This is a genomic window from Streptomyces sp. NBC_01142, from assembly GCF_026341125.1.
GTDB lineage: Bacteria > Actinomycetota > Actinomycetes > Streptomycetales > Streptomycetaceae > Streptomyces.
In genome coordinates this window covers 922,906-945,695 of sequence record NZ_JAPEOR010000003.1, presented here as the reverse complement: position 1 = coordinate 945,695, position 22,790 = coordinate 922,906, and the positions used below count along the sequence as shown (strand labels likewise).

20 protein-coding genes and 1 pseudogene are annotated in these 22,790 nt (G+C 70.4%); 10 read left to right on the top strand and 11 right to left on the bottom strand.

The window, feature by feature from the left end:
* Positions 1 to 126: 126 nt before the first annotated feature.
* Complete coding sequence (locus OG883_RS38310; protein WP_266551467.1) at positions 127 to 600, bottom strand: ArsI/CadI family heavy metal resistance metalloenzyme; 474 nt, start codon at positions 598 to 600, stop codon at positions 127 to 129.
* Between the two features lie 31 nt (positions 601 to 631).
* Positions 632 to 1,990, bottom strand: a complete 1,359-nt coding sequence (locus OG883_RS38305; RefSeq protein ID WP_266551465.1) for an NAD(P)-binding domain-containing protein — start codon at positions 1,988 to 1,990, stop codon at positions 632 to 634.
* Positions 1,991 to 2,260: 270 nt separating this feature from the next.
* Here OG883_RS38305 and OG883_RS38300 point away from each other — a divergent pair, with 270 nt between their 5' ends.
* Positions 2,261 to 2,626 (top strand): helix-turn-helix transcriptional regulator, encoded by a 366-nt coding sequence (locus OG883_RS38300; protein ID WP_266551463.1) that lies wholly within the window; start codon positions 2,261 to 2,263, stop codon positions 2,624 to 2,626.
* Between the two features lie 189 nt (positions 2,627 to 2,815).
* On the opposite strand, the gene OG883_RS38295 is transcribed toward OG883_RS38300, so the two are convergent.
* Positions 2,816 to 3,127, bottom strand: coding sequence for a helix-turn-helix transcriptional regulator (locus tag OG883_RS38295; protein WP_266551461.1), 312 nt, complete (start codon positions 3,125 to 3,127; stop codon positions 2,816 to 2,818).
* A gap of 154 nt (positions 3,128 to 3,281) precedes the next feature.
* Between OG883_RS38295 and OG883_RS38290 the strand changes: the two genes are divergently transcribed.
* Entirely contained in the window at positions 3,282 to 3,713 is a 432-nt protein-coding gene (locus tag OG883_RS38290; RefSeq protein WP_266551459.1) for an arsenate reductase ArsC, read from the top strand.
* 254 nt (positions 3,714 to 3,967) lie between these two features.
* Here OG883_RS38290 and OG883_RS38285 read toward each other — a convergent pair whose 3' ends face one another.
* The 7 genes from OG883_RS38285 to OG883_RS38255 form a co-directional block, all read right to left on the bottom strand.
* Positions 3,968 to 4,399: a DUF3618 domain-containing protein gene (locus OG883_RS38285; RefSeq protein ID WP_266551457.1), complete on the bottom strand. Its 432-nt coding sequence runs from the start codon at positions 4,397 to 4,399 to the stop codon at positions 3,968 to 3,970.
* Positions 4,396 to 4,812, bottom strand: coding sequence for a phage holin family protein (locus tag OG883_RS38280; protein ID WP_266551455.1), 417 nt, complete (start codon positions 4,810 to 4,812; stop codon positions 4,396 to 4,398). Before OG883_RS38280 ends, OG883_RS38285 begins: the two co-directional genes overlap by 4 nt.
* A 410-nt stretch (positions 4,813 to 5,222) precedes the next feature.
* Positions 5,223 to 6,326 (bottom strand): YihY/virulence factor BrkB family protein, encoded by a 1,104-nt coding sequence (locus OG883_RS38275; RefSeq protein WP_266551453.1) that lies wholly within the window; start codon positions 6,324 to 6,326, stop codon positions 5,223 to 5,225.
* Positions 6,327 to 6,435: 109 nt separating this feature from the next.
* Positions 6,436 to 6,597, bottom strand: a complete 162-nt coding sequence (locus OG883_RS38270; protein ID WP_266551451.1) for a hypothetical protein — start codon at positions 6,595 to 6,597, stop codon at positions 6,436 to 6,438.
* A gap of 8 nt (positions 6,598 to 6,605) precedes the next feature.
* Positions 6,606 to 6,845 carry an XRE family transcriptional regulator gene (locus OG883_RS38265; protein ID WP_266551450.1) on the bottom strand — a complete coding sequence of 80 codons (240 nt, stop codon included), beginning with the start codon at positions 6,843 to 6,845 and terminating at the stop codon, positions 6,606 to 6,608.
* A gap of 210 nt (positions 6,846 to 7,055) precedes the next feature.
* Entirely contained in the window at positions 7,056 to 7,196 is a 141-nt protein-coding gene (locus OG883_RS38260; RefSeq protein ID WP_266551448.1) for a hypothetical protein, read from the bottom strand.
* Positions 7,193 to 8,062, bottom strand: a complete 870-nt coding sequence (locus OG883_RS38255; RefSeq protein WP_266551446.1) for a UbiA family prenyltransferase — start codon at positions 8,060 to 8,062, stop codon at positions 7,193 to 7,195. The genes OG883_RS38260 and OG883_RS38255 overlap by 4 nt, the downstream gene beginning before the upstream one ends.
* A gap of 70 nt (positions 8,063 to 8,132) precedes the next feature.
* Here OG883_RS38255 and OG883_RS38250 point away from each other — a divergent pair, with 70 nt between their 5' ends.
* The 6 genes from OG883_RS38250 to OG883_RS38225 all read left to right on the top strand — a co-directional run bounded on the left by OG883_RS38250 (position 8,133) and on the right by OG883_RS38225 (position 15,389).
* On the top strand, positions 8,133 to 9,242 hold the full coding sequence (locus tag OG883_RS38250; protein ID WP_266551444.1) for a type III polyketide synthase: 1,110 nt from the start codon (positions 8,133 to 8,135) through the stop codon (positions 9,240 to 9,242).
* A 12-nt stretch (positions 9,243 to 9,254) separates the two neighbouring features.
* Complete coding sequence (locus OG883_RS38245; protein ID WP_266551443.1) at positions 9,255 to 9,782, top strand: isoprenylcysteine carboxyl methyltransferase family protein; 528 nt, start codon at positions 9,255 to 9,257, stop codon at positions 9,780 to 9,782.
* Entirely contained in the window at positions 9,779 to 10,792 is a 1,014-nt protein-coding gene (locus OG883_RS38240; protein WP_266551442.1) for an NAD(P)/FAD-dependent oxidoreductase, read from the top strand. Before OG883_RS38245 ends, OG883_RS38240 begins: the two co-directional genes overlap by 4 nt.
* Before the next feature lie 252 nt (positions 10,793 to 11,044).
* On the top strand, positions 11,045 to 11,809 hold the full coding sequence (locus OG883_RS38235) for a YqjF family protein (protein ID WP_266551440.1): 765 nt from the start codon (positions 11,045 to 11,047) through the stop codon (positions 11,807 to 11,809).
* 792 nt (positions 11,810 to 12,601) lie between these two features.
* Positions 12,602 to 13,615: an NADP-dependent oxidoreductase gene (locus OG883_RS38230; protein ID WP_266551438.1), complete on the top strand. Its 1,014-nt coding sequence runs from the start codon at positions 12,602 to 12,604 to the stop codon at positions 13,613 to 13,615.
* A 406-nt stretch (positions 13,616 to 14,021) separates the two neighbouring features.
* Positions 14,022 to 15,389, top strand: coding sequence for a pyridoxal-dependent decarboxylase (locus tag OG883_RS38225; protein ID WP_266551436.1), 1,368 nt, complete (start codon positions 14,022 to 14,024; stop codon positions 15,387 to 15,389).
* 167 nt (positions 15,390 to 15,556) lie between these two features.
* On the opposite strand, the pseudogene OG883_RS38220 reads toward OG883_RS38225, so the two are convergent.
* Positions 15,557 to 15,700: pseudogene (locus OG883_RS38220) on the bottom strand (ABC transporter permease); the annotation flags it as partial.
* 173 nt (positions 15,701 to 15,873) lie between these two features.
* Here OG883_RS38220 and OG883_RS38215 point away from each other — a divergent pair.
* Both OG883_RS38215 and OG883_RS38210 read left to right on the top strand, forming a co-directional pair.
* Positions 15,874 to 18,096, top strand: coding sequence for a tetratricopeptide repeat protein (locus OG883_RS38215; RefSeq protein WP_266551434.1), 2,223 nt, complete (start codon positions 15,874 to 15,876; stop codon positions 18,094 to 18,096).
* Positions 18,097 to 18,406: 310 nt separating this feature from the next.
* Complete coding sequence (locus OG883_RS38210; RefSeq protein ID WP_266551432.1) at positions 18,407 to 22,774, top strand: hypothetical protein; 4,368 nt, start codon at positions 18,407 to 18,409, stop codon at positions 22,772 to 22,774.
* Positions 22,775 to 22,790 lie beyond the last annotated feature (16 nt).

Genomic DNA, 22,790 nt, shown 5'->3' with positions numbered 1-22,790 from the left:
CAGGCCCATTGCTCAGGGGTGTGAGGCCTCCAGCCCGGGAGACGCCGGCCTGGTGGCCTTCGGGATCCTCGCCGCACACAGCACGCCTGGGCGGCCTCGTGGGTACGAGGGTCGGTCATCCCGCGGTCAGCAGCAGCCGCCGGACGCGGGGACCGGCTCGCCCGCACCGCCGCCGGATGCGGCGGTGTCCGGATTGCTGCAGCAGGTGCTGCCCTGCTGCTTGATCAGGGTGTCGGCGTCGGCCTTGACGACGTACACCTCCCAGGGCTCCCGGCCGGGGCCGTGGACCCAGACCTTGTCCTGAAGGGCATAGCAACAGGTGGTGTCGTTCTCCACGTCTGTGGCCAGGCCCGCGTCGGCCAGGCGGGTGGTCGCGGCGTGCACGGCTTCCGTGGTGTCGACCTCGACGCCGAGGTGGTCCATGCGAGTGTCCTCTCCCCCATTGCCCTCGATGAGGACGAGCTTGAGCGGAGGCTCGGCGATGGCGAAGTTGGCGTAGCCGTCGCGGAGTTTCGCGGGCTCCGTGCCGAAGAGCATGGAGTAGAAGGCGATCGACGCCTCAAGGTCGGGGACGCGCAGAGCGAGCTGTACGCGGGACATGACGAACCTCCTGCAGGGTTGGGACGGGGACTCAGCAGCCGCCGGAAGCAGCGGGGGCGCCGATCTGGAGGGTGCTGGGCGTTGCGCAGCAGCCACCGCTTGCGCCGTCGGTCTTGGTGGCGCCGGGCTCGTCGAACAGGCCTGCGCCACCGCACACGCCCGTCTCCGGGAGGGTCAACTCGATGCGCTCGGCTGCCTCTCGGTCGCCGGCGATGGCCGCGGCGATGGAACGGACCTGCTCGTAGCCAGTCATGGCGAGGAACGTCGGCGCGCGGCCGTAGGACTTCATGCCGACCAGGTAGACGTCCTTCTCCGGGTGGGAGAGCTCGTTCACGCCGTGCGGGTAGACGGTGCCGCAGGAGTGGACGTTGGGGTCGATGAGCGGAGCCAGCTCGACGGGTGCCTGGAGGCGCTCGTCCAGGCCGAGTCGCAGTTCGTCGAGGAAGGACAGGTCGGGACGGAAGCCGGTCAGCACGATGACTTCGTCGACCCCGTCGAGGCGGCGGCCGTCCTCACCGACGAGGACCAGGTGCTCGCCGATCTTCTCGATCGACGCAGCGCGGAAGCCGGTGACGGCGCTGGCGTAGCCGTCGTCGACGGCTGCCTTGGCCCGCAGGCCCAGCGCGCCACGGGCAGGCAACTGGTCGGCTTCCCCTCCACCGAAGGTGGACCCCCCGATGCCACGGCGCAGGATCCACACCGCATGCGTGCCGGCTTCGTCCTTCGCCAGATCGGCGAGCGTCGCCAAGGCAGTGAACGCCGAGGCACCGGAGCCGGCCACCGCCGTGCGCCTGCCTGCGTAACGTGCGCGGACGGCCGGGTCCTTGAGGTCGGGCACGCGGTAGGAGATTCGCGTCCCGGCTGCCCGCTCGCCGAGCGCAGGCAGACCGTCGCCGCCGATCGGGCCAGGGACGGACCAGGTACCGGAGGCATCGATGACGGCCCGTGCGGTGACGCGCTCTCCACTGCCGTCGGCGTGGAGGATGTGGACGGTGAAAGGCTGCCGCTCGCGATCGGCGTCCACGACACGGTCGCGGCCGGCACGGGAGACACCGGTGACACGGGCACCGAAGCGGACCCTGTCGCCCAGGGCATCGGCCAGCGGCTGCAGGTACTGCCCGGCCCAGTCGCCGCCGGTCGGACAGGCCGTCCCCTCCGGCGTCACCCAGCCGGTGGGAGCCAGGAGCTTCTCGGCGGCCGGGTCGACGACCTCGGCCCAGGTGGAGAAGAGTCGTACGTGGCTCCATTCCCGTACGGCGTGGCCCGCTCCGTCGCCCGCTTCGAGGACCAGCGGTTCGATGCCGCGCTCGATCAGGTGGGCGGCGGCCGCCAGGCCGATGGGGCCGGCTCCGATCACCACGGTGGGCAGTGCGGCGGTGGGCGCGTTCACAATGACTCCCCTGCTGTTTCGACATCCGTCGATGGCTTACGGAATCACCATGACACCTGTTTCGACAGACGTCAACATAGATATTTATCGAATCAGTCGACGGCGCAAGGGAGCTCTCGACGTTGCTGTGCGGCAGAACGAAACGGCCGAGGACGTCGACGCCATCACGTCGGCCGCCGGCTACCGCCCTGGCCTCGACTCCCCTCGCCCGGCTACGGGGGCGAGGGCACACCCCGGGGCGCCTGGTTCGACATGTGTCAACATAGACATATGTCGAACGCGAAGGTGCTGCTGCCGCTGATCGAGTCAGACGTCGAGGCTTGCTGCCCGCCGCTGACCGAGCGCCCGTTCAATGCCGAAGAGGCCGAGCGGGCCGCCAGGATGTTCAAGGCGCTCGGCGACCCGGTCCGGCTGCGCCTCTTCTCCGCGGTGGCCTCCCATGCGGGCGGCGAGGCGTGCGTGTGCGACATCTCCGACGTCGGCGTCTCCCAGCCCACCGTCTCCCATCACTTGAAGAAGCTCAAAGAAGCGGGGCTGCTCACGTCCGAGCGGCGCGGCACCTGGGTGTACTACCGCGTCGAGCCGTCCGTACTCGCCGCAATGGGTCAACTCCTGACCACCGCCACCTCAGCCTGACCTGTACTCGCACAACACCGAAGGCCCGCTCCAGGCAAGGGCGAGCGGGCCTTGTGCGTACGCGAAGAACGGTCGACGCCGCGCTGGGCGCGTGAGGCGCGACGAGGATCCGGACCGCCAGGAGACGGTCCAGCACGGAAGGCCCGGCGACGACCGACTCGTCCTCATGGACGGGTGCGGTCGTGGCCGTCAGCAGGCTCGCTTTCGGTTGGACTCGGCGGTCGTACGGGCTGCGGCCGCCAGCTCACCGAAGGAGCCGGCGAGTGCCTCGATGACCTCGGGCCGCAACGTGTAGTACGTGAAGCGGCCGCACGGCTCCGTCTCCACGACCCCGGCCTCGCGCAACACCTTCAGATGGTTGGAGAGGTTCGTCTGCCGCGCCCCGGTCTCTTCGACCAGGTGCGTGGTGCAGAGCGCCTCGTGGGCGAGCAGGGTCACGATCCGGAGCCTGAGCGGGTCGGCCAGCACCCGGATCAGATCAGTGTCGACTGACGTCATCATGGGCTGATATTTTCACATCACCCGGGGCTGATACCGGCGCGGGCTGAACCGTAGGCTCCCTGAGGGTCCGCCGAAGGGGTTCTCCTCTCCGCCTCCCCGCTCCTCGTCCTTCCCGATGTCACGAAGGCCCGATGTCACGAAGGAAAGAGAACTGATGTCCCTCAACCCGCGCGCGTGCGTGCTCTTCGTCTGTGTCCACAACGCCGGGCGCTCGCAGATGGCCGCCGCCTGGCTGACCCACCTCGCCGGGGACCGCATCGAAGTCCGGTCCGCGGGCTCCAACCCCGGCGACGCCGTGAACCCGGCCGCGGTCGAGGCCATGCGTGAGGTCGGCATCGACATTTCCGCCGAGACCCCGAAGATCCTCACCGTCGACGCCGTCCGCGAGTCCGACGTCTGCATCACCATGGGCTGCGGCGACACCTGCCCGGTCTTCCCCGGCAAGCGGTATCTCGACTGGCAGCTCGAGGACCCGGCCGGTCAGAGCGTCGCGGCCGTCCGCCCCGTCCGCGACGAGATCAAAAAGCTCGTCGAGGGCCTCATCGCCGAGATCGACGCCGAGGCCGAGGCCGAGGCCGCCAAGTGAACGGCAAGATCCGGAACGTCGTCGGCTCCGGCCCCGCCGGATACACCGCCGCCGTCCCCACCGCCCGCGCCGCCCTCTAGCCCCTCGTATTCGCCGGCGGCATGCCGAACGCTTCGGCGCGCCGAAATGCTCGACGACGACATCATCGCCGTCAGCTTCACCGTCGACATCAAGGAAGTCACCGACACCGCAGGCACGGCAGGCACCGCAGCACGGCAGGCACCGCGCGAAAGCGGTGACCGTCGCGAACGGTTTCAGCACCGCCTGCTGCGCCAGACAAGGGCGATCACGGCGAGGGCGGCCACGCCTCCGGCGATGAGCCAACCTCGGCTGCTGCGAGCGGACTCCGCTACCTGATAGGCCTTCTCGCGGACTGGATCCGGGGCCCTGTCCTGGATCTTCTCTCCCACGATGTGGGCGGTCTCTGTCAGCTGCTCCTTGGCGTGGGCGGCCTTGTCACGCACCGGCTGGGGAGTCTTGTCCTGCGCGACATGGAGAGCGTGAGCCGCCTTGTCCTGCACCTGGCTCCTGACCTTCGCCGCCTTCTGCTGAGCTTGGGTTTTGACGTCGGCCTTGGCGGCCAGCGCTTCGACCGTCCTGCCGAGCTCCTCGCGGGTTTCCTCCACCTGCTCGCGCAGTTCCTCGGGGGTGGGGGTGGAGCCGTTGCTCTGCGACTTGTCCGTCATCGGTGTGCCCTCTCCTTGATCTCGGCCACATCGGCCTTGACGCTGTCGATGGCCTGCTCGGGGGCGGGCGGGCCTGCCTGGCCGACCTGCTTCTTGCCCACGGCGGCGAGCACGCCGGCCACCGCGAGCAGGACTGCGGTCACGGTCAGTGCCGAGGCCCAAAGCGGCCAGATCAGGTCCAGGGCCACGATCGCGGTGGCCGCAAGTGCCTGCAGCGCAAGGAAGCCGATCACGCCGGCTCCGCCGAACAGACCGCCGCCGATCCCGAACCGCTTGCCCTTTTGCCGCATCTCCGCCTGCGCCAGCCGCAGCTCCTGCCGCATCAGCTGGGAGATCTGCTCAGATGCCTGCTTGACCAGCTCGCCCACCGATTCCTCGGTGTTCTGTTGCGGCCGGTGGTCCAGTGAGTTCATCGTTGTCGCGACCTGCCTTTCGTCGCACGTCCCGGGCCGGCAGTGGGTCGGTCCCGAGTGGGTGGCAAGGACCATGGGCGGCTCCGGCTTTCCGTGTGGGTGACGGGAGCAATGTCCTGGACGGGCGCGTCAGCGTTGCGTTTGACTGAGCCGATGCCGCCCAGGCAGGCATGGTTCGTGCTCGTTGGTGGCGATGACCTGCCCCACGGTAGCGATCAGTACGAAGCAGCAGCCCGCAGCGGGCTTGGACCCGACCTCATGGCCTGCCGCCACGAATGCCTCTCTTCCATTGTTGTGCATGGTTCTTTTTTTGCACGGTTCCGTGGTGCACGATTCGCCTCGTGTGCGCGCGTTTCTCGGGTACCCGCCATCTGCCGGCGCACGCGCCGACCCGGGCGACGGGGCCGCGATCAGTCGCTGCCCATCTCCTCGCGCTCCTTCTCACTCCACTTGCGCGTGTCACGCGGTTCGACGTACGGCTCCTCATCGGTCGGGTGGCCACCGATGATCGCGCGTTCACGCATCATTTCCGCGTCGAACTCCAGGCCCAGCAGAATCGCCAGATTCGTGATCCACAGCCACACCAGGAAGATGATCACGCCGGCCAGGGTGCCGTACATCTTGTTGTAGGAGGCAAAGTTCGCCACATACAGCGCGAAGCCCGCCGAGGCGATCATCCAGATCACCAAGGCCAGGAAGCTCCCCGGGGTGACCCACTTGAACCCGCGGCCCCTCGCATTCGGCGACGCCCAGTACAGGATGGCGATCATGATGGTGACCAGCAGGACCAGGACGGGCCACTTGGCGATCGACCAGACCGTCAAGGCGGTGTCGCCGATGCCCAGGGCGGCGCCGACCTGCCGGGCAAGGCCGCCGGTGAACACCACGATCAGTGCGCTGACGCACGCCAGGATCATCAGTACCAGCGTCAGAGCCACCCGCAACGGGGTGAGTTTCCAGACCGGGCGTCCCTCGGGGACGTCGTAGACGGCGTTGGAGGTGCGGATGAACGCGGCCACATAGCCGGACGCCGACCACAGCGCAACCAGCAGACCGACGATCGCCAGGACGGATCCGGTGCCGCCACTGGACTGCAGCTGCTCGACCGCATTGGTGATGATGTCGCGTGCGGATCCGGGCGTGAGCTTGGTGAGGTTGTCCAGGATGCTCTTGGTTGCCGACTCGCCGGCGATGCCCAGCAGGGAGACCAGCACCAGCAGAGCAGGGAACAGCGCCAGGACCCCGTAGTAGGTCAGCGCCGCCGCCCGGTCGGCCAGCTCATCATCCTCGAACTCCGCCGCCGTCCGCTTCAGAACCGCCCCCCACGACTTCTTGCCCAGCGCGGTCGGCTCGTCCGGAGCATCACGGTCCACCTGGGGATCCGGCCCCACAGCAGCGCTGTCGGGCTCCGCATCCGCCCCGCGGCCTGCCCGCGGGTCCCGGTTGTCCCCGTGCTTTCGCTGCCACATCGGTGCCATGACGTACGGGTAACCCGCAAACTCCCTGTCATGCATGGGAGACACCGTCCTGAGTTTCACTGATTTCAACAGCACTGTGCGCCATTGGTGTGTTGCTCTCGGCCTGCCGGTTGCGCGACCGGTACCCGGCAGGGAGCAGGGTGGGTCAGCGTCGTCGGCGGGCATGTCGAGCAGCGCGGGAGCGACGGTGCCGACGGGCGGGCCGGGGCGTGAGCAGGTGTTCCTCGTACCGGGCCAGCGCGACGACGAGGACGAGAAGCGCGGCGGGCAGAAGCACGGCGGTCACCGCCACGATGGGGCCTGCCACGCCGCGTATCACGAGGCGGGTGCCCGGGCAGGAACGTGCGCGGCGCCCAGGACGTCGTGCAACGGCAGACCGAGGGCGGCGGCGAGTTCGGCCAGCTCCTGCTCGGTCGGCTGGATCGGACCATCGGCGCCGTCCTCGGCGAAGACCCTGATACGGGGGGTCCGGATACCGGTCCGCTCCGCAAGGGCTTGTGCGGTCAGGTGACGACGGCGCATGGTCACTTGCAGAAGTTCTCCAAGGTCTGCCATTCCCCTCGCCTGCCCCGCAGCGGCGTCCTCACGCCTCGGGAGGTTCTGCCACGGGTGCACGCCCCGAAAAGGCTGCGGCCTGTGGGCACACCGAAGCGGCAGACATCGAACGTCTCCTGGATGCGGTGTTCCTCACGAATCCCGCTGTCCATCACGTGAATTCGCCTCCCGCCCCGGCTGGTTCGTGGTGGCGACCGGATCACGCTGCGCCTACGTGGCCGGGTGACCGAGGGACGCCGCACTGAAGACCTTGGCGAACGGGCCTTCTACGTCACCCAGCCGCCGCAGCACCACATACTCATGGCGCCGGCCGTGCAGCGGCGCAGCCCAACGGTGTTGATACCACGTCACACAAGGGCGGTGCCCCGTACCAGGAGCAGTGCCAGGTCCGCAGCTGCCACGACGACCGTCCCGGCGAACGCCGCCTTGCGCCAGTACCGGCCGAGTGCGAGCCCCGCGACCGCTGTCGGCGGCGCTGCCGCGAGCGTGGCCGCACCCCACGCGCCCGGCGGACCCGCGGGTCCCAGCACGAGTACCGCCGATGCCGCCACCAGGGGGACCGGCAGCAGCAGCCGGGTGCCGGTGGCGCCCAGCCGGTGCGGCAGTCCGCGCAGTCCGGTCTTCACATCGTCGTCGATGTCGGGGAGTACGTCGCCCAGATGGGCCGCGACGCCGAGCAGTGCTGCGGCCGTCACGGCCCACCCCTGGGGCCAGGGGTGGCCCGGCATGCTCAGGGTGACGACGGCGGGCAGGCTGCCGAATCCGACCACGTACGGGAGCCAGGACAGCAACGTCGCCTTCAGCTTCAGGTTGTACATCCATGCCGCCGCCACCGCGGTCAGGTGCACCGTACCGGCCAAGAGGCCGCAGGCCAGCGACAAGGGCACACACAGCAGGAGCGCGGCGAACGCCGCCGCCCACACGGTGCGCCGGCTCACCGCACCGTCGACCACCGGTTTGCCTCGGCGGCCGACCGCGGCATCACGCCGGGCGTCGAAGGCGTCGTTGCACCAGCCCACCGAGAGCTGGCCGGCCAGCACGGCCGCGCCGACCAGCGCGCAACGGGCGCCGCCGAGGCCGGCGCTGACGGCCAGTGCGGTGGTGAGGACGGTGACAGCGACCACCGGCCCCGGATGGCAGGACAGAGCGAGCGCCACCGCGCGGCGGAGCGGCCACGCGGCCGGGCCGCTTACCTGCGACGGATCCGTAGTGCCCATCGTGTGATGGTAGGCAGTCCGTGCCGAAAAAGCGGGTGTGACCACCGCACGGGCTACTCGCGGTGTCCCCGTGTCCGAGCGGGGGCAGGGATGGGACCATGATGCCTCCGAAGCGGGAACCGGGATGACCCAGATCGCAGCTGTTCACGGCTCCCTGGCACCGCACCGCCATACCCAGCGCGAGCTCACCGACATGGTGGCTCGCACCTGCCTGCCATCGGGCGCGGACCGCCGCGTCCTGGATCGGCTCCACGAGAACGCTCGGGTGCGCACGCGGCACGTGGTACTCCCTTTGGAGCGCTATTGCGAACTGGACGGCCTCGGCACCTCCAACGACGTCTTCATCAGCGCCGCTACCGATCTCGGTGCCGAGGCGGTGCGCGGTGCGCTGCGGACCGCGGGGCTGCGGCCCACTGATGTGGATCTGCTGATGTTCACCTCCGTCACCGGTTTGGCCGCGCCCTCCATCGATGCCCGGCTCGTCGGCCGCCTCGGCCTGCGCCCCGATGTGAAGCGGCTGCCTGTCTTCGGCCTGGGCTGCGTCGCCGGGGCCGCCGGTGTGGCGCGGCTGCACGACTACCTGGTCGGCTGGCCCGACCACGTGGCTGTGCTGCTCTCGGTCGAACTCTGCTCGCTCACCTTCCAGCGCAATGACGCGACGCCCGCCAACCTGGTGGCGACCGGGCTGTTCGGCGACGGGGCAGCCGCCGTTGTCGCTGTCGGCGACCGCCGGGCGTCGACCGCCGGTCCCGAGGTGGTGGCCACCCGCAGCCGTATGTACCCGGACACCGAACACGTGATGGGCTGGGACATCCAGAGCTCCGGCTTCAAGGTGGTGCTCGACCCGGCCGTCCCCGACGTCGTCCGCCGGTATCTCGCCGAGGACGTCCATGGATTCCTGGAGGAGCACGGCCTCAAGCCGAAGGATGTGGCTCACTGGGTGTGCCATCCCGGCGGCCCGAAGGTCCTGGAAGCCGTCTCCGAGGTTCTCTCGCTGCCCGAGGGCGCCCTCGACGTCACCTGGCGCTCGCTGTCCGAGGTGGGGAACCTGTCGTCGTCCTCGGTCCTGTACGTCCTTCGGGACACACTGGAGCAGAGGCGGCCCGAACCGGGAACGCCCGGCCTGCTGATGGCCATGGGCCCGGGTTTCTGTTGCGAACTGGTGCTGCTGCGCTGGTAGGTCGGAGGACGCGTGATCTGGTACACCGCTCTGGTGCTGGCTGTCGCGGGCGAGCGTTTCGCCGAACTCGCTGTGGCGTTGCGCAACACGCGTTGGAGCCTGGCCCGGGGCGGCACCGAAGCCGGCAGCGGGCACTATCCGGCGATGGTCGCCCTGCACACCGGACTGCTGGCGGGCTGCCTCGCCGAAGTCTGGCTGACCGGCCGCCCGTTTCTGCCGCTGCTCGGCTGGACCATGGTGGCCGTGGTCGTCGCCGCGCAGGCGTTGCGCTGGTGGTGCATCCGTACGCTCGGACGACAGTGGAACACCCGTGTCATCGTCGTTCCGGGCCTGCCCTTGGTGACCGGCGGGCCCTATCGATGGCTGCGCCACCCCAACTATGTCGCGGTCGCCTCCGAAGGACTGGCGCTGCCGCTGGTCCATGGTGCGTGGGTGACCGCCCTCGTCTTCACCGTGCTCAACGCGGTGCTCATGGCTGTCCGCATCCGGTGCGAGGACGGGGCCCTGGCCTCCGCGGCGGCAGCGGGCACGGGAAGGTGATCGACCTCCTGGTGGCGGGCGGAGGCCCGGCGGGCCTGGCGGCGGCGATCCATGCCGCGCGGCTGGGGATGGAAGCGGTCGTGGTCGAACCTCGCGCCGCTCCCGTCGACAAGGCCTGCGGCGAGGGAATCATGCCCAGCGGTGTGGCGGCGCTCCGTTCGGTGGGTGTCGAGGTGGCCGGCCGCGACTTGCGCGGCATCCGCTACCTCGAGGCCGGCCGCAGCGCGGAGGCGACGTTCGGGGGCCGTCCCGGAATCGGCGTACGGCGGACCGTACTGCACGCCGCCCTGCACCAACGGGCCGTGGACCTCGGGGTACGGATCGTGCCGGGCAGGGTGGGGGAGATCCGCCAGGGCCACGACCGTGTCAGCGCGGCAGGGCTGACGGCGCGTTGGCTGATCTGCGCCGACGGCCTGCACTCCCCGCTGCGCCGCGAGCTCGGCCTGGACCGTTCCGGGGGTGCACCGCGCCGCTACGGTCTGCGCCGCCACTTCCGAATCGCCCCGTGGACGGATTTCGTTGAAGTCCACTGGTCCCGCCATGGCGAGGCGTACGTGACGCCGGTCGGGGACAACCTGGTGGGCGTCGCCGTACTCAGCCGCGACCGCCGTTCCTACGACGAGCACCTGACGGCGTTCCCCGCCCTCGCCGCTCTGCTCCGGGGCCGGGGCACGAGTCCCGTGCGCGGCGCCGGGCCGCTTCACCAGCGGGCACGGAGCCAGCGGGCAGGACGTGCCCTGCTGATCGGTGACGCGGCAGGCTACATCGACGCGCTGACGGGTGAAGGCATCGCCCTGGCCATGGTGACGGCCGCGGAGGCGGTCAAATGCCTGGCCGCCGGCCGCCCCCAGGCGTATCCCGCGCAGTGGGCGCGGCTGACGAGACGTCACCGGCTGCTCACCGAGGGCCTGCTGCGGGCAGCCCGCTACCCCGCCACAGCCCGCCTGATCGTCCCGGCGGCCCACCACGCGCCGGCGCTTTTCCGGGCGGCGGTCCGGGCACTCCAGTAGGAACGGTCGCCCGCGGCTGCCGAAATCCGGCCGTACTGCCCGCATTGACTGCGCGAGGCCCTCCCGGCGGCCGCGACACCTCCCGACCGCACGGGGAGCGTTCACATCACAACGCCCCCGGCTGCGCCGGCCGCCGATACGGCTTGCCCTCAATGCTGACGTCAGATCTGCCTCCTCGGCAGCCGCTCCCTTCCCGTCAGGGTGGATGCCCGCCCCGTACGTCCGCCGAATGGGCTCTGCGATGCTGACGGGGTGACCCTCACGCCGCGCACTCCGCATCCGATCACGGCTGATTCGCCCCACCCCGGGGTGAGCCCTCTGATGACCCAGTCCTGGCTGGACCTGGCCTTCGTGCACTGGGCCGCCGATCCGGCCGACGTGGCACCGCTCCTGCCGGCCGAGACCGTTCCCGACTCCCTTCACGGCGTCACCTATATCGGACTCGTCGCCTTCCGGATGCACCGGGTGGGCTGGTTCCGCCTCCCCGGCGTCCCCTACTTGGGCACCTTTCCCGAGACCAATGTCCGTCTCTACTCGAGGGACGCCCACGGACGGCGTGGAGTGGTCTTCCGATCGCTCGATGCCTCCCGGCTGATCCCGGTGGCGATCGCGCGAACGATGTTCCGGCTGCCGTACCTGTGGTCCCGGATGGCGATCCGGCGCGAAGGCGACATCCTCACGTACACCAGCAGGCGGCGCTGGCCAGGACCACGAGGCGCGTACAGCCGGATCGCTCTGCGGGTCGGTGAGCGCGTCGAGGCTCCCAGCGAGCTCGAACATTTCCTGACGGCCCGCTGGGGCATGCACAGCACCTTCTTCGGACGGCCGATGTACCTGCCGAACACCCATCCGCGCTGGCCCCTGCACCGTGCCGATCTCATCGAGTGCGACCAGGACCTGGTGACAGCGGCAGGACTGCCCGTACCGGCGGGCGAGCCGGTGAGCGTGTTGTATTCGCCGGGCGTCCCGGTACGCTTCGGCCGCCCGGCCCGCCCCGGCGGTATCCCGACCCCTTGAGCGTCCCGTGGGCCGGGGCGACGCGACGTATGTCTGCACGGACGCTCCGACGGACAGCACGTCCTCGCGCTACGGTGCGATCGCGACGGAGACGGCTTGGCCCGGGGAAGCCGGAGACTGGACTGGCCTTGAACTTTCTCCGGCAGCAGAGGTTCCGCGAAGTTCGGCGCCGAGAGCGGTGACCGCGTGGACGAGTTCGCCCGGACGCGGTGGGAGCCGGGGGCGGATGAGTTCCCGTGCTCAGCGACGCCTGTGCACGGTTCGTCGGCGGGGTGGAGCGGCAGGCCGACTGGGGGGACCACGTCGGGTTTCCTCTCACACCGGTCGAGGCAGACGCTGAAGCTCTCCCCCCGGGGGTCGGTGCTCAGCCTGCTCACGTCGACCGTGCGGCATCCCGCGGAACGAGCCGATCGGGGCTGCCTGCAAACGGCGCGCTGCACGGTGTTTCATCCGGTGCGGCGGCAGGGGGTCCGGCGCGCGCCCTCGGCCGACGACAGGAGACCTGGCGCACCGAGCCAGGACCGTGATCCCGCGGCCGGCGGAGCGCTGCCCGGCCGGCAGCCGGCCGAGGACCCCTACCACCGCGTTCGCCGATGTGCGCTTCGCGGTCGGGCCGCCACCGGTCTCCGTGGGTGACGGCGCTGGACCCGGCCGAGGCGCGCCTCCGGAACGGCCTCCGGCGAGCGTGCCTTCGGCATCCGGATCCATGGGGCGTTGTCGGGAAGGGTGGCGGGAGCTAGATTCATGGATGGCATACCGACCAGTCGGTCACCCTAGCGAGGAGAAGCCCGCATGAGCCCCATCAACCACCAAGTCCGTCTGGCCGCCCGCCCGGTGGGGCTGCCCCGGACCACCGACTGGGAACGGACCGAGGAGCCGGTCGGCGAGCCGGGCGAAGGCGAGCTGCTGGTACGGGTGCTCCAGCTCTCGCTCGACCCGGCGATGCGCGGCTGGATGAATGAGGGCAAATCATACATTCCGCCCGTGAAGATCGGCGAGGTGATGCGCGCGGGTGCGGTCGGGCGGGTCATCGCGTCCCGTCACCCCGGCTTCGCCGAAGGCGACTATGTGTCCGGCGGTTTCGGAGTCCAGGAGTACTGCATCTCGGACGGCAGCGGGGTCATCGGCATCGACCCGAAGCTGGCACCGCTGCCCGTCTACCTCGGCACCCTGGGCATGACGGGTATGACTGCCTACTTCGGACTGCTCGACATCGGCCGCCCGGAGGCCGGCCAGACGGTCGTGGTGTCCGGCGCCGCCGGGGCGGTGGGCAGCGTGGTGGGCCAGATCGCCAAGATCAAGGGATGCCGGGTCATCGGCATCGCCGGCGGTGAGCGCAAGTGCCGGATGCTGGTGGAGGAGTTCGGCTTCGATGCCGCCATCGACTATCAGTCCGACGACGTGAAGAAGTCGCTGCGCGACCTGGCCCCCGACGGCGTGGACGTCTATTTCGACAATGTCGGCGGTGACATCCTCGACGCGGTGCTGACCCGGCTGGCGCGCGGTGCCCGCATCGTCATCTGCGGCGCGATCTCCCAGTACAACAGTGTGGAGCCCGTCAAGGGCCCCGCCAACTACCTGTCCCTGCTGGTGAATCGCGCCACCATGACGGGCATGGTGGTGTTCGACTACGCCGACCGGTACGCCGACGCCGCAGCCGAACTGGCCGGCTGGCTGGCGGAGGGGAAGCTGCGAACGCGGGAGGACGTCGTAGAGGGTGGGATCGACGCGTTCCACGACACTCTGCTGCGGCTTTTCCGCGGCGAGAACCACGGCAAGCTCGTCCTCGAGGTGGCGGGCGAGTGAGGCACGTGAGGGGCACCTGACAGCGGCCCGGGCCCGGCAGGCGCAGGGGCGCTCCCCGCCCGGGCCCGGCCCCCGTACACCGGACTGGCGGAATCAGCCCTGTCCGGCCGCGGTCGCGGCCATCAGAGCGATGCGGTTCCCGGCCCCGCCCGACGCGCCGAGGGACACCGCTCGGCAGCGTGTCGCCACCCCGCTCGGCGGGGCCCTCGGCGGGGCCGCACGCAGATGCGTCAACCCTGGGGGCTGTCGTCCGGCATGAAGCACGCGGGTGCACGAGTGTCGGCGAGATCGTGCCGCCGCTCGTGCCGGCATTCGGCGGTGGTGGTCGAACCACGGCCGCAGGCCATGATCGAGCCGGAAGACCTGTGGCTTGCGCAGCAGCGGCGACTGTCTCATAGTCCAAGGCATGGACGCGCGCGAGGCAGCGCTTCAACAGGCACACGACCATGCCGTCCGCTGGCTGGCGAGCCTGTCCGATCGCCGGGTCCCGGCCCGCGCCTCGGTCGACGAGATCGTGCACGCGCTCGGTGTCGGGCTGCCGGACGGTCCGAGCACGCCCGCCGACGTCGTCGAGCTGCTGGTATCCGCCTGCGAGCCGGGGCTCACCGCGTTTCCCGGTGGCCGCTTCTACGGGTTCGTGATCGGGGGCACTGAACCGGCCGCACTGGCCGCTGACTGGCTGGTCAGTGCCTGGGACCAGAACTGCGTGATGCGCGCCGTCACGCCCGCGCACACGGCAGCGGAAGACATCGCCAGTGCGTGGCTGCTCGATCTGCTGGGCCTGCCGACCGACAGCGCCGTTGGCTTCACCACCGGTGCCACGATGGCGAACTTCACCTGCCTCGCCGCCGGGCGCGACGCGGTGCTGCGGCGCGCGGGCTGGAACGTCGCCCGCGACGGGCTCGCGGGTGGGCCACCCGTACACGTGATCGTCGGCGAGGACCGCCACATGGCCATCGACCTGGCGCTGCGCTACCTGGGGCTCGGCGAACCCGAAGTGGTGACGTCAGACGATCAGGGACGCATCGAGCCCGAGGCACTGCGGCACGCCCTGGCGGCCGGCGGTGAGCGACCCAGGATCGTGATCCTCCAGGCGGGAGACATCCACTCCGGTGCCTTCGACCCCTTCGTCGAGACGATCGGCGCCGCTCGCGAGGCTGACGCATGGGTCCACATCGACGGCGCCTTCGGACTGTGGGCGGCCGCCTCACCGACATACGCACACCTGACGGCGGGCTGCGCACACGCCGATTCCTGGGCGACGGATGCCCACAAGACCCTGAACGTTCCCTATGACTGCGGGCTCGCCATCGTGCGCGACCCGTTCGCGGTCCGGGCAGCGATGGGCCTGCGCGGCGACTACCTCATCCAGGACGAACAGGGCGACCCGTTCGACAAGGTGCCCGAGCTCTCCCGGCGCGGCAGAGCCTTCCCGGTGTGGGCCGCACTCCGGTCCCTCGGGCGATCGGGGGTGGCCGACCTCGTCGAGCGGCTGTGCCGACATGCCTCCTCGTTCGCCACCGGTATTGCCGGGATCGACGGGGCAACAATCCTCAACGACGTGGTGTTCACCCAGGTCTGCGCCGAGTTCGGCAACGACGAACGCACGGAACAGATACTCACCCGGCTGCTCGACGACGGCACGGCGTGGATCAGTGGCTCCACCTGGCACGGCCGTCGTGTCATGCGGATCTCGGTGAGCAACTGGTCGACGACCGACGACGACGTGACTCGTACGCTCGACGCGATCCGGCGCGCATCCACCAGCGCCTGACACGGAAGCCGCATCCCCGACATCGCGAACGCGGCAGCCGTACCCGGCACCCTCGGGCAGGAGCTGGACCAGACCGGCTCAGGCGTGTCCATCGGCCCAGGTGCGGATTCGGCGTGGACCGTCCGGCGGCCGGCCGGGGTACGGCGCTCGTCGCGGCGCAGTCCGCACGACTCCCGCCGCGCCATCCGGCCCAGGACGATCGGCGCCACGACGAGACCGAGCACGGCCCGGGCCCCCAGCACCCCGACGGTCTCCCGGTGTCGCCACGATTCGCCGATCTCGACGCAGGCCGCGCTGTCCGGCAGCAGAGCCCTCGGAGGCGGGCGCGGTGCGGCGGGTGACTGGATCGGTCCACCCAGCAGGGAGCCGAAATCCTCGACGCCGTTCTGTCCGGCGGATCGTGTGACTGGCGGGCTGCCGGGTCGTTGGACACGGCACGGGGTGGGGTTGACGAACCCGACTGCTGTGACGGGAGTTGGAGGCGATGACGACGGAACACAAGCCGCGCAATCACGACTCGGGCCCGCTGAAGTCGGGAGTCCGCAACGAGGTGCGCGCGTCGGTTGACGGTCATGTGGTGCAGGCCGGAGCCATCCACGGCGACGTTCACCTTCACTCTGTTCGTGATCGCGTGGTGGTGCCGCAGCAGCTGCCGGCTGCACCGCGGTGGTTTGCCGGTCGGGCCGAAGAACTGGCTGCACTCACCGCTGCACTGGACGGGGCGGTGGAGACCGGCGCTACGGTGATGATTTCGGCGATCGGCGGAGCCGGGGGCATCGGTAAGACCTGGCTGGCTCTGTACTGGGCGCATCAGCATGCCGATCGTTTCCCCGATGGACAGTTGTTTGTGGATCTACGGGGCTTCACCCCACGTGGGGAGCCGATGCCGGCGGGGGAGGCGGTGCGAGGCTTTCTGAACGCCCTCGGCGTGGAGTCGGCCGGAATCCCGGCGGATCTGGATGCTCAAGTGGGGCTGTACCGCAGTCTGGTCGCCGACCGGCGAATGCTGATCGTGTTGGACAATGCTCGCGACACCACGCACGTAGCCCCGTTGTTGCCGGGCAGTTCGGCCTGTACGGTGCTGGTGACCAGCCGCCGCTACCTGGCCGGCTTGGTCACCACCCACGGTGCTCAATCGCTGGACCTGGATGTGCTCCCCGCCGCGGAGGCTCGCCAGTTGCTGGTCGATCATCTGGGTCCCGAGCGGGTGGCCGCCGAACCCGACGCGGTGATCGAATTCCTGGCATGCTGTGCGGGGTTGCCGTTGGCGTTGAGCATTGTGGCCGCCCGTGCCACCACCCACCCCGACTTTCCCTTGAGTCTGCTGGCCGAGGAACTCCGTGATCATGCAACCCGGCTGGATGGGTTGGATGCTGGTGAGATTCCGTTGAACCTGCGGGCGGCTTTCTCGTCCTCCCACCATGCCCTGAGCCCCGAGGCGGCTCTTCTGCTCGAGCTGCTGGGCCTGACACCGGGTTCGGATATCAGTCTGCCCGCCGCTGCCTCTCTTGCCGGACTGTCGGTGGCTCGGGTACGCGGGCTGCTGCGGGAGTTGGAAACCGCGCACCTGGTGGCCCAACCGGTGCCTGGACGCTACCGGCTGCACGACCTGATCCGCCTCTACGCCTCCGACCAGGCTCACCACCACCAAACCCGGAACAGCTGCGATATCGCGTTGCGGCGACTGGTGGATTTCTACCTGCACACGGCCTATACCGGCGACCAGTTGCTGGATCCGCACCGCGAGTCGGTCGAGCTCGACCCGCCCGTGCCCGGCTGTCATCCCCACCCTCTGCAGGACGAGACGAGGGCGTTGGCGTGGTTGGACGTCGAACATCGCTGTCTGCTGGCCGCCCAACACCTCGCCATCGATCGGGGGTGGCACACACGGGTGTGGCAGCTGGCCCCGACACTGCACACCTACCACTGGCGACGGGGACTTCTGTCCGACCAGGTCGCCGTCGCACGGGCCGGGCTGGCTGCCGCCCAGCATCTTGGCGACTCGGCCACCCAGGCGCCAGCACATCGCCTTCTCGCTGAAGCGTGCGCCCTGGTGGGCCGGCACGCCGAGGCCCTGGATCATCTCCACCAGGCTCTCACCTTGGCCGAACGCAGCAGCGACCTCCCCAGCCAGGCCCACACTCACCGCGTTCTCGCATGGACCTGGGGACAGCAGGGAGAGATCCAGTCGGCGTTGGACCATGCCACCCACTCCCTGGGCCTGTTCCAGTCGCTCGACGACCAGGAATGGGAGGCTCGTGGGCTCAACCAGGCAGCCTGGTACTCCGCACAGCTGGGCCACTACGAGCAGGCCCGAACGTACTGCGAGGGGGCCCTGCTCCTGCACCGCCGTCACCACAACTGCAACGGCGAGGCCCTCTCGCTGAGCGTCCATGCCTATGTGGGCCTGTTTACCGGCAGGCACACCCAGGTCCTGGACTACGGCCATCGAGCCCTTGCCCTGTTCCGCGACATCGGCAACACCTACTACGAGGCCATCCTCCTGGACGGCCTTGGGCAGGCTTACGCCGCCCTGGGCCGGCACGGTGAGGCCCGTGACGCCTGGCAGCAGGCGTGGGAGCTGTACCAAGCCCAGAACCGGCTGGGGGAGGCAGAGCACGTCCAACGTCAGCTTGCCGGCCTCGCTGAGCAGGAGCGGGAACAGGAGCGGGAACAGGGTGAGGTGCTCCGTTCGGAGAGTCCCTAACAGCCTCCCGGTAGCCTTCAGCGCAAAACCAACGATGAGGGCTGCCGTCGGGCTCGGTGCGCAACACGTTCCGCCGTGTCATCTGGAACTCCTTCCGCTCGGTGCGGGTTGTGCCAGTTGCGTAGTCATCGGGTGGGGCTGTCGCCCGCGCAGGAATCGAAGTTGCGGCCCCTGCGCCTTCGCAAGAACTGCAACCGGGGACTCTCGCCCTCCCGCGGAGAGGTTCCCTCTCATGTGATGAAGTGTGCACGCCAGCACGTTGCCGTGAAGGCGGTGACGTACGCAGACGATGTGTGCAGGGGGATCTTCCGTGACGGCGGGCTCGACGACCGGCTACGACCACCGCGGGGCGCATCTGCTCGCACTGCTCCTGGCCGGGGGCGCCCCCGGCGATGGCGGACGCATCCGGCGTCGGCTCGGCGAGAAGGAACCCGCCTATCTCACCTGGGTGCCGCTGTCCGCCGAGGCACGCGCGAACGCGGCCCGCGACCCCGACCCGTTCGTACGGCGTCCCCTTGCCGCGGCCGACGGGCTGACCGCCGACGACCTGGCCGCGCTCCTCGAACCGTCGGACCCGGTCGTGGACCAACGCGTGTATGCGCACGCGGAAGCCCGCCCCTGGATGCGCCGCCTCATCCTCGTCCCCGGCCGGCACACGGAGCCCGGCGCACTGGCACCCCTGCTCGAGCGGATACACGCGTCGCAGGCGGAGCCGCCCGGCCTCGACCGGTTCATCGGCGCCGGTGTGGTCAGCGGCGTACCCGAAGTGGTCGAGCATGCCTTGCGCACCTGCGGCTCCGCACTGACCTCCGCCGAGCAACTGCGTGGCGTCCTCGGCCTGTTCGCCCACCCCGAGCGGCTGCGCGCCCTGCTCGACGGCGCAGGCGGACCGACGCCGCTGCGCCCCGCCGTGGCGGAACTCGCCCGCGCCGCACTCGACGGCAACGACAACGACCGAGAGGCCTTGCGCGCCGCCGTCGCCACGGCGGAGGGCGCCGACGGCCTGGTGGCGGGGGTACGCGCGGGCGAGGCGGAACCTGTCTGGCGCCGGACCCCGGACTGGGACGCCCTGCTTGCGGCACACCGCGCGGAGCCGCTGCCCGAACCGGCCGTACGTGCCCTCGCCGCACGCCCGGACTGCCCTGGGCCGGTGCTTGCGGAGCTGTACCGCACCCACCCCGGGGCCGTCGCCGATGTCTCCCGGCCCTGCCCGGCCCTGCTGCGGGCCGCAGTCGAGACTCCGGGCCATCCCGAACTGATCCGCATCGCCTCGGCGTCGGGCCCCGTCGAGGACGCCCTCTGCGCCCTCGTGCTCGACTCCGTCGCCCCTGCACGCATCGCCGCCGCGACACTCGTGGAACTCGGCCCCGCCGAGCCCCTGCGCGCCCTCCTCCATCTCCGCCTGGGCGCCGATCCCGGGCGCTGGGCCGCGCTGCGCGCCTCCCTGTCCCGGTACAAGGGCACGCTCGCCGCTCTCCTGGCCGCCATCGCCGACGGCACCGCGCCCGCGGGCCCGGCCAAGCCGCCCGCCCTGACCAAGCCGTACCGGTTCCTGCTGTACGCCGCCAAGCCCGCCGATCTCAGCGGGCTGCTGCCCCATCTGCCCGACGAGTTGCTGAAGGCGCTCCTCGGCAAGGGCGCGCTGCCTCCGCATGCTCTGGGCACCGCCCTCGCGGCAGCCGATCCACGGGTGGCAGCCGCCGTCGCCGGCAACGTCGCGCTCGGCATACGCGATCTGCGGCGCCTGACGGAGCTCGACGAACCGGCCGTCAACGCTGCCGTGCTCCGCAACCAGAAGGCCACGCTGTCGCTGCGCCGCGCCATCGTGTCCGGCATCCCGCGCACTCCGGGCCGCATCGAGCCCCTGCCGCTCGACGCCGGACTGCGCGCCGAACTCCTCGGCGACACGTACCAGCACCTGCGCACGCCCCTCGTCACGAGCGGCGACCCCGAACTCGTCCAGCACGCCTGGCAGTTCCTGAGTGAGAACGCCCGGCACTACGCCGTGGTCCGGATCTGGGAGCGCCGCGGCCCCCAGGCAGTACGCCGCCTCCTTGACCTGCTCCCCCACGCCCATGCGCTCCCCGTTCTCGTGCGCGCGGCGGCCGCACTCGAGCACCCCGACGGTCCGGACCAACTCCGGGAGGGCCTCGAGCCGTTCGACGACCCGGACACCCTCCCCCGGATCTTCGCGGAGTCGCGCGGGCGCAACGCCACCCGCCGTCTGATGTACACCATCGTCCACGAGCCCTACGCATACGACTTCGCGCGTCTGGTCGCCGCCCATCGCCAGACGCCCTTCCAGCCCGAGCCCGTGGCCGAACTGCTGCGCCACGAGGACGTCGACGAGGCGGTCCGGCACGCGCTCACTCTGGCCGAAGTCAACCTGTCGCTCCCGTCCGGAACCGAGGACCTCAGCGCCGAGCCGGTCGAGCTGCTGCGCGCCGCGCCGTATGTCAGGGAGCAGTGCCGTTGGTTCGCCCGCGCGGCCGGGAACGGTCTGATCGCCCCCGAGCGGCTCGTCGACACCGCCCACCCCGCCCGCGAAGTCCTCGCGGGCCTGCGCAACCTCGACGAGGACACCGCCGCGGCGGCACGCAGCCACGCCGTCGGCCTCGTACGGGAACACCTCGCCGGTCACCCGGAGGCGTGGGCCGTCGCGCTGCGCCTCCTGGACACCTTCGCCGGCACGCTCGCCGAACTGATCGTGGTGGCCGCCCAGGTGGCGGGCCCTGGGCCCGGCGCCGATGAGCTGGCCCGCCAGGACGCACGGGAACTGGCCCGCCTGGAACCGCAGTCGGACGCCGTCGAGGCCCCGGCGCCCGCTCCCGCGCTCACCCCGGGCGAGGAGCGCCGTGTGCACAAGGAGCTGGAGTCGACCGCGGCCCTGGCCGCGGCCCACCTGCTGCGTTCGCTCGCACCCGGCGCACCGGTGCCCACCGACCCCGGTGTCCTCGACGTCCTCGCGCGCACTCACGCTGTCTTCGTCCCCGGCCTGACCCACCCCGAATGGCTGGCCGACGCCTGCGCTGCGCATGGATCGTCCGGCACCGTCGAAAGGCTCACCGCCCGCAGCGAGGACCGCAAGCCGCTCTCCGGCATGGACACCTACCGGCACGGGAACGTCGCCCCCAGCGAGATGGTCGCCCGTCAGCCCGCGCGGGAGATGAACCCGCTGCCCAAGGGATGGCGTGCACACAGTTCGGCCGAACCCCAACTGCGAGCCGCCCGTGACCTGGTCGCCGACCGGCTCGGCACCGACACCGGGCGCTGGCTGCGCGCGCTCGCCGCGATGAACAACGGCTGGGCCGAACGTGACTTCGCCGAGGTTCTCGACCAGGGCGACGTGGGCAGCGACGCCACTGTCTTCACACCGCTCGGAGCGCGGCTCCTGCTGCACGCAGACGTCGCCGCTCTGACCGCCGTACTCCCCCGCCTGGGAGCCGGAGCGGCGGTCGCGCTGACCGAGCACGCCTGCGCGAGCGGCTACCTTCCGGACGCTCTGCTCGACCACCTGTTCGCCTCCGACGACCGGGCCGCGCTGCTCGCCCTGATCCGGTCGTCGTACGGCACGCGTCGCGACCGCGAGCTGCAGCTGCGCCTCCTCGACCTGGACGACCCGACGATCAATGCCGCCCTGTACGGCAGCATCTACACCGGCGCCTCCGTCGAGATACGCCGGATCATCCTGTCCCGCCGCCCCCGCAGCCGTACGCCCCAAGGCCCTGACGACCTCGTGCCGCTCGCCCCCGAACTGCGCGAACGGCTCACGGAGTCGACGTACTACTCCAAGGACTATGCACACTGCCGGCGCGTCCAGCTCGAAGCGGCCGACCCCGACCTCGTCGAGCACGCACTCTCCTCCTGGGGCAAGCGCCGTCCGCTGCTCGACCATCTGCTCGCCGCACGCGGCTCGCTCCGTCACGGCGGGCCCGGCCGGCTCCGCTCACTGATCGACCGGAACCTGCTGAGCTCCGGCGCTGCCAAAGTCGCGGCCAAGGCTCTGGACACGGACGATCCGGACGCGGTGCTCACCGCCCGCCTCGACCGCGAGCTCGGCACGGACCGCCTGGTGGCGAAGCTCCGGGCGTGCAAGGAGTACGAGGACGAGCTTCGCGTCCTCGAACTCCCCTACGCCCGCGACTGGGACGTACTGATCGCGGCGCATGACCGGGAACCGTTCCCACCGGCGGTGTGGACCGCACTGGGCGGGCTGCCCGACGCTCCCGACGAGGTGGCGGCCGCGGGCCTCAATCGCTGGTTCCACCTGCGCGAGCGCGCCCTCATCGGCCGCAGCCCCCGCTGTGCCCGCGCGGCGGTGGCCGTTCGCGACCGCGAGGAGAACCGCGTCAGGAGGGCGGACAATTTCGACTTTCTTGTCGAGCGTGGTCTGCTCACCGGCTCGGATCTCATCCACCACGCGGCCGGTGCCAATGGCGTACTGCACTATCTCGCCGAGGCCGCCCTGCGACGTGAGCTCTCCGCCCCCGTCCGTACCGCCGTCCAGGAGGCGACCGAGGAGGTCGCCGACCTCGCCGCGAAGCTGCTCGGCACCGGCGAACAGGCCTGGCAGCGCCTTTTCGCCGCGATGACCGGGCGCGACATCCACTGGCTGCTGCCCGGCTGTCGCACCACCGTCGCCGCACTCATCGAGCACAGCGCCCGCACACCGCTGTGACCCGCTCCGGCTCTCG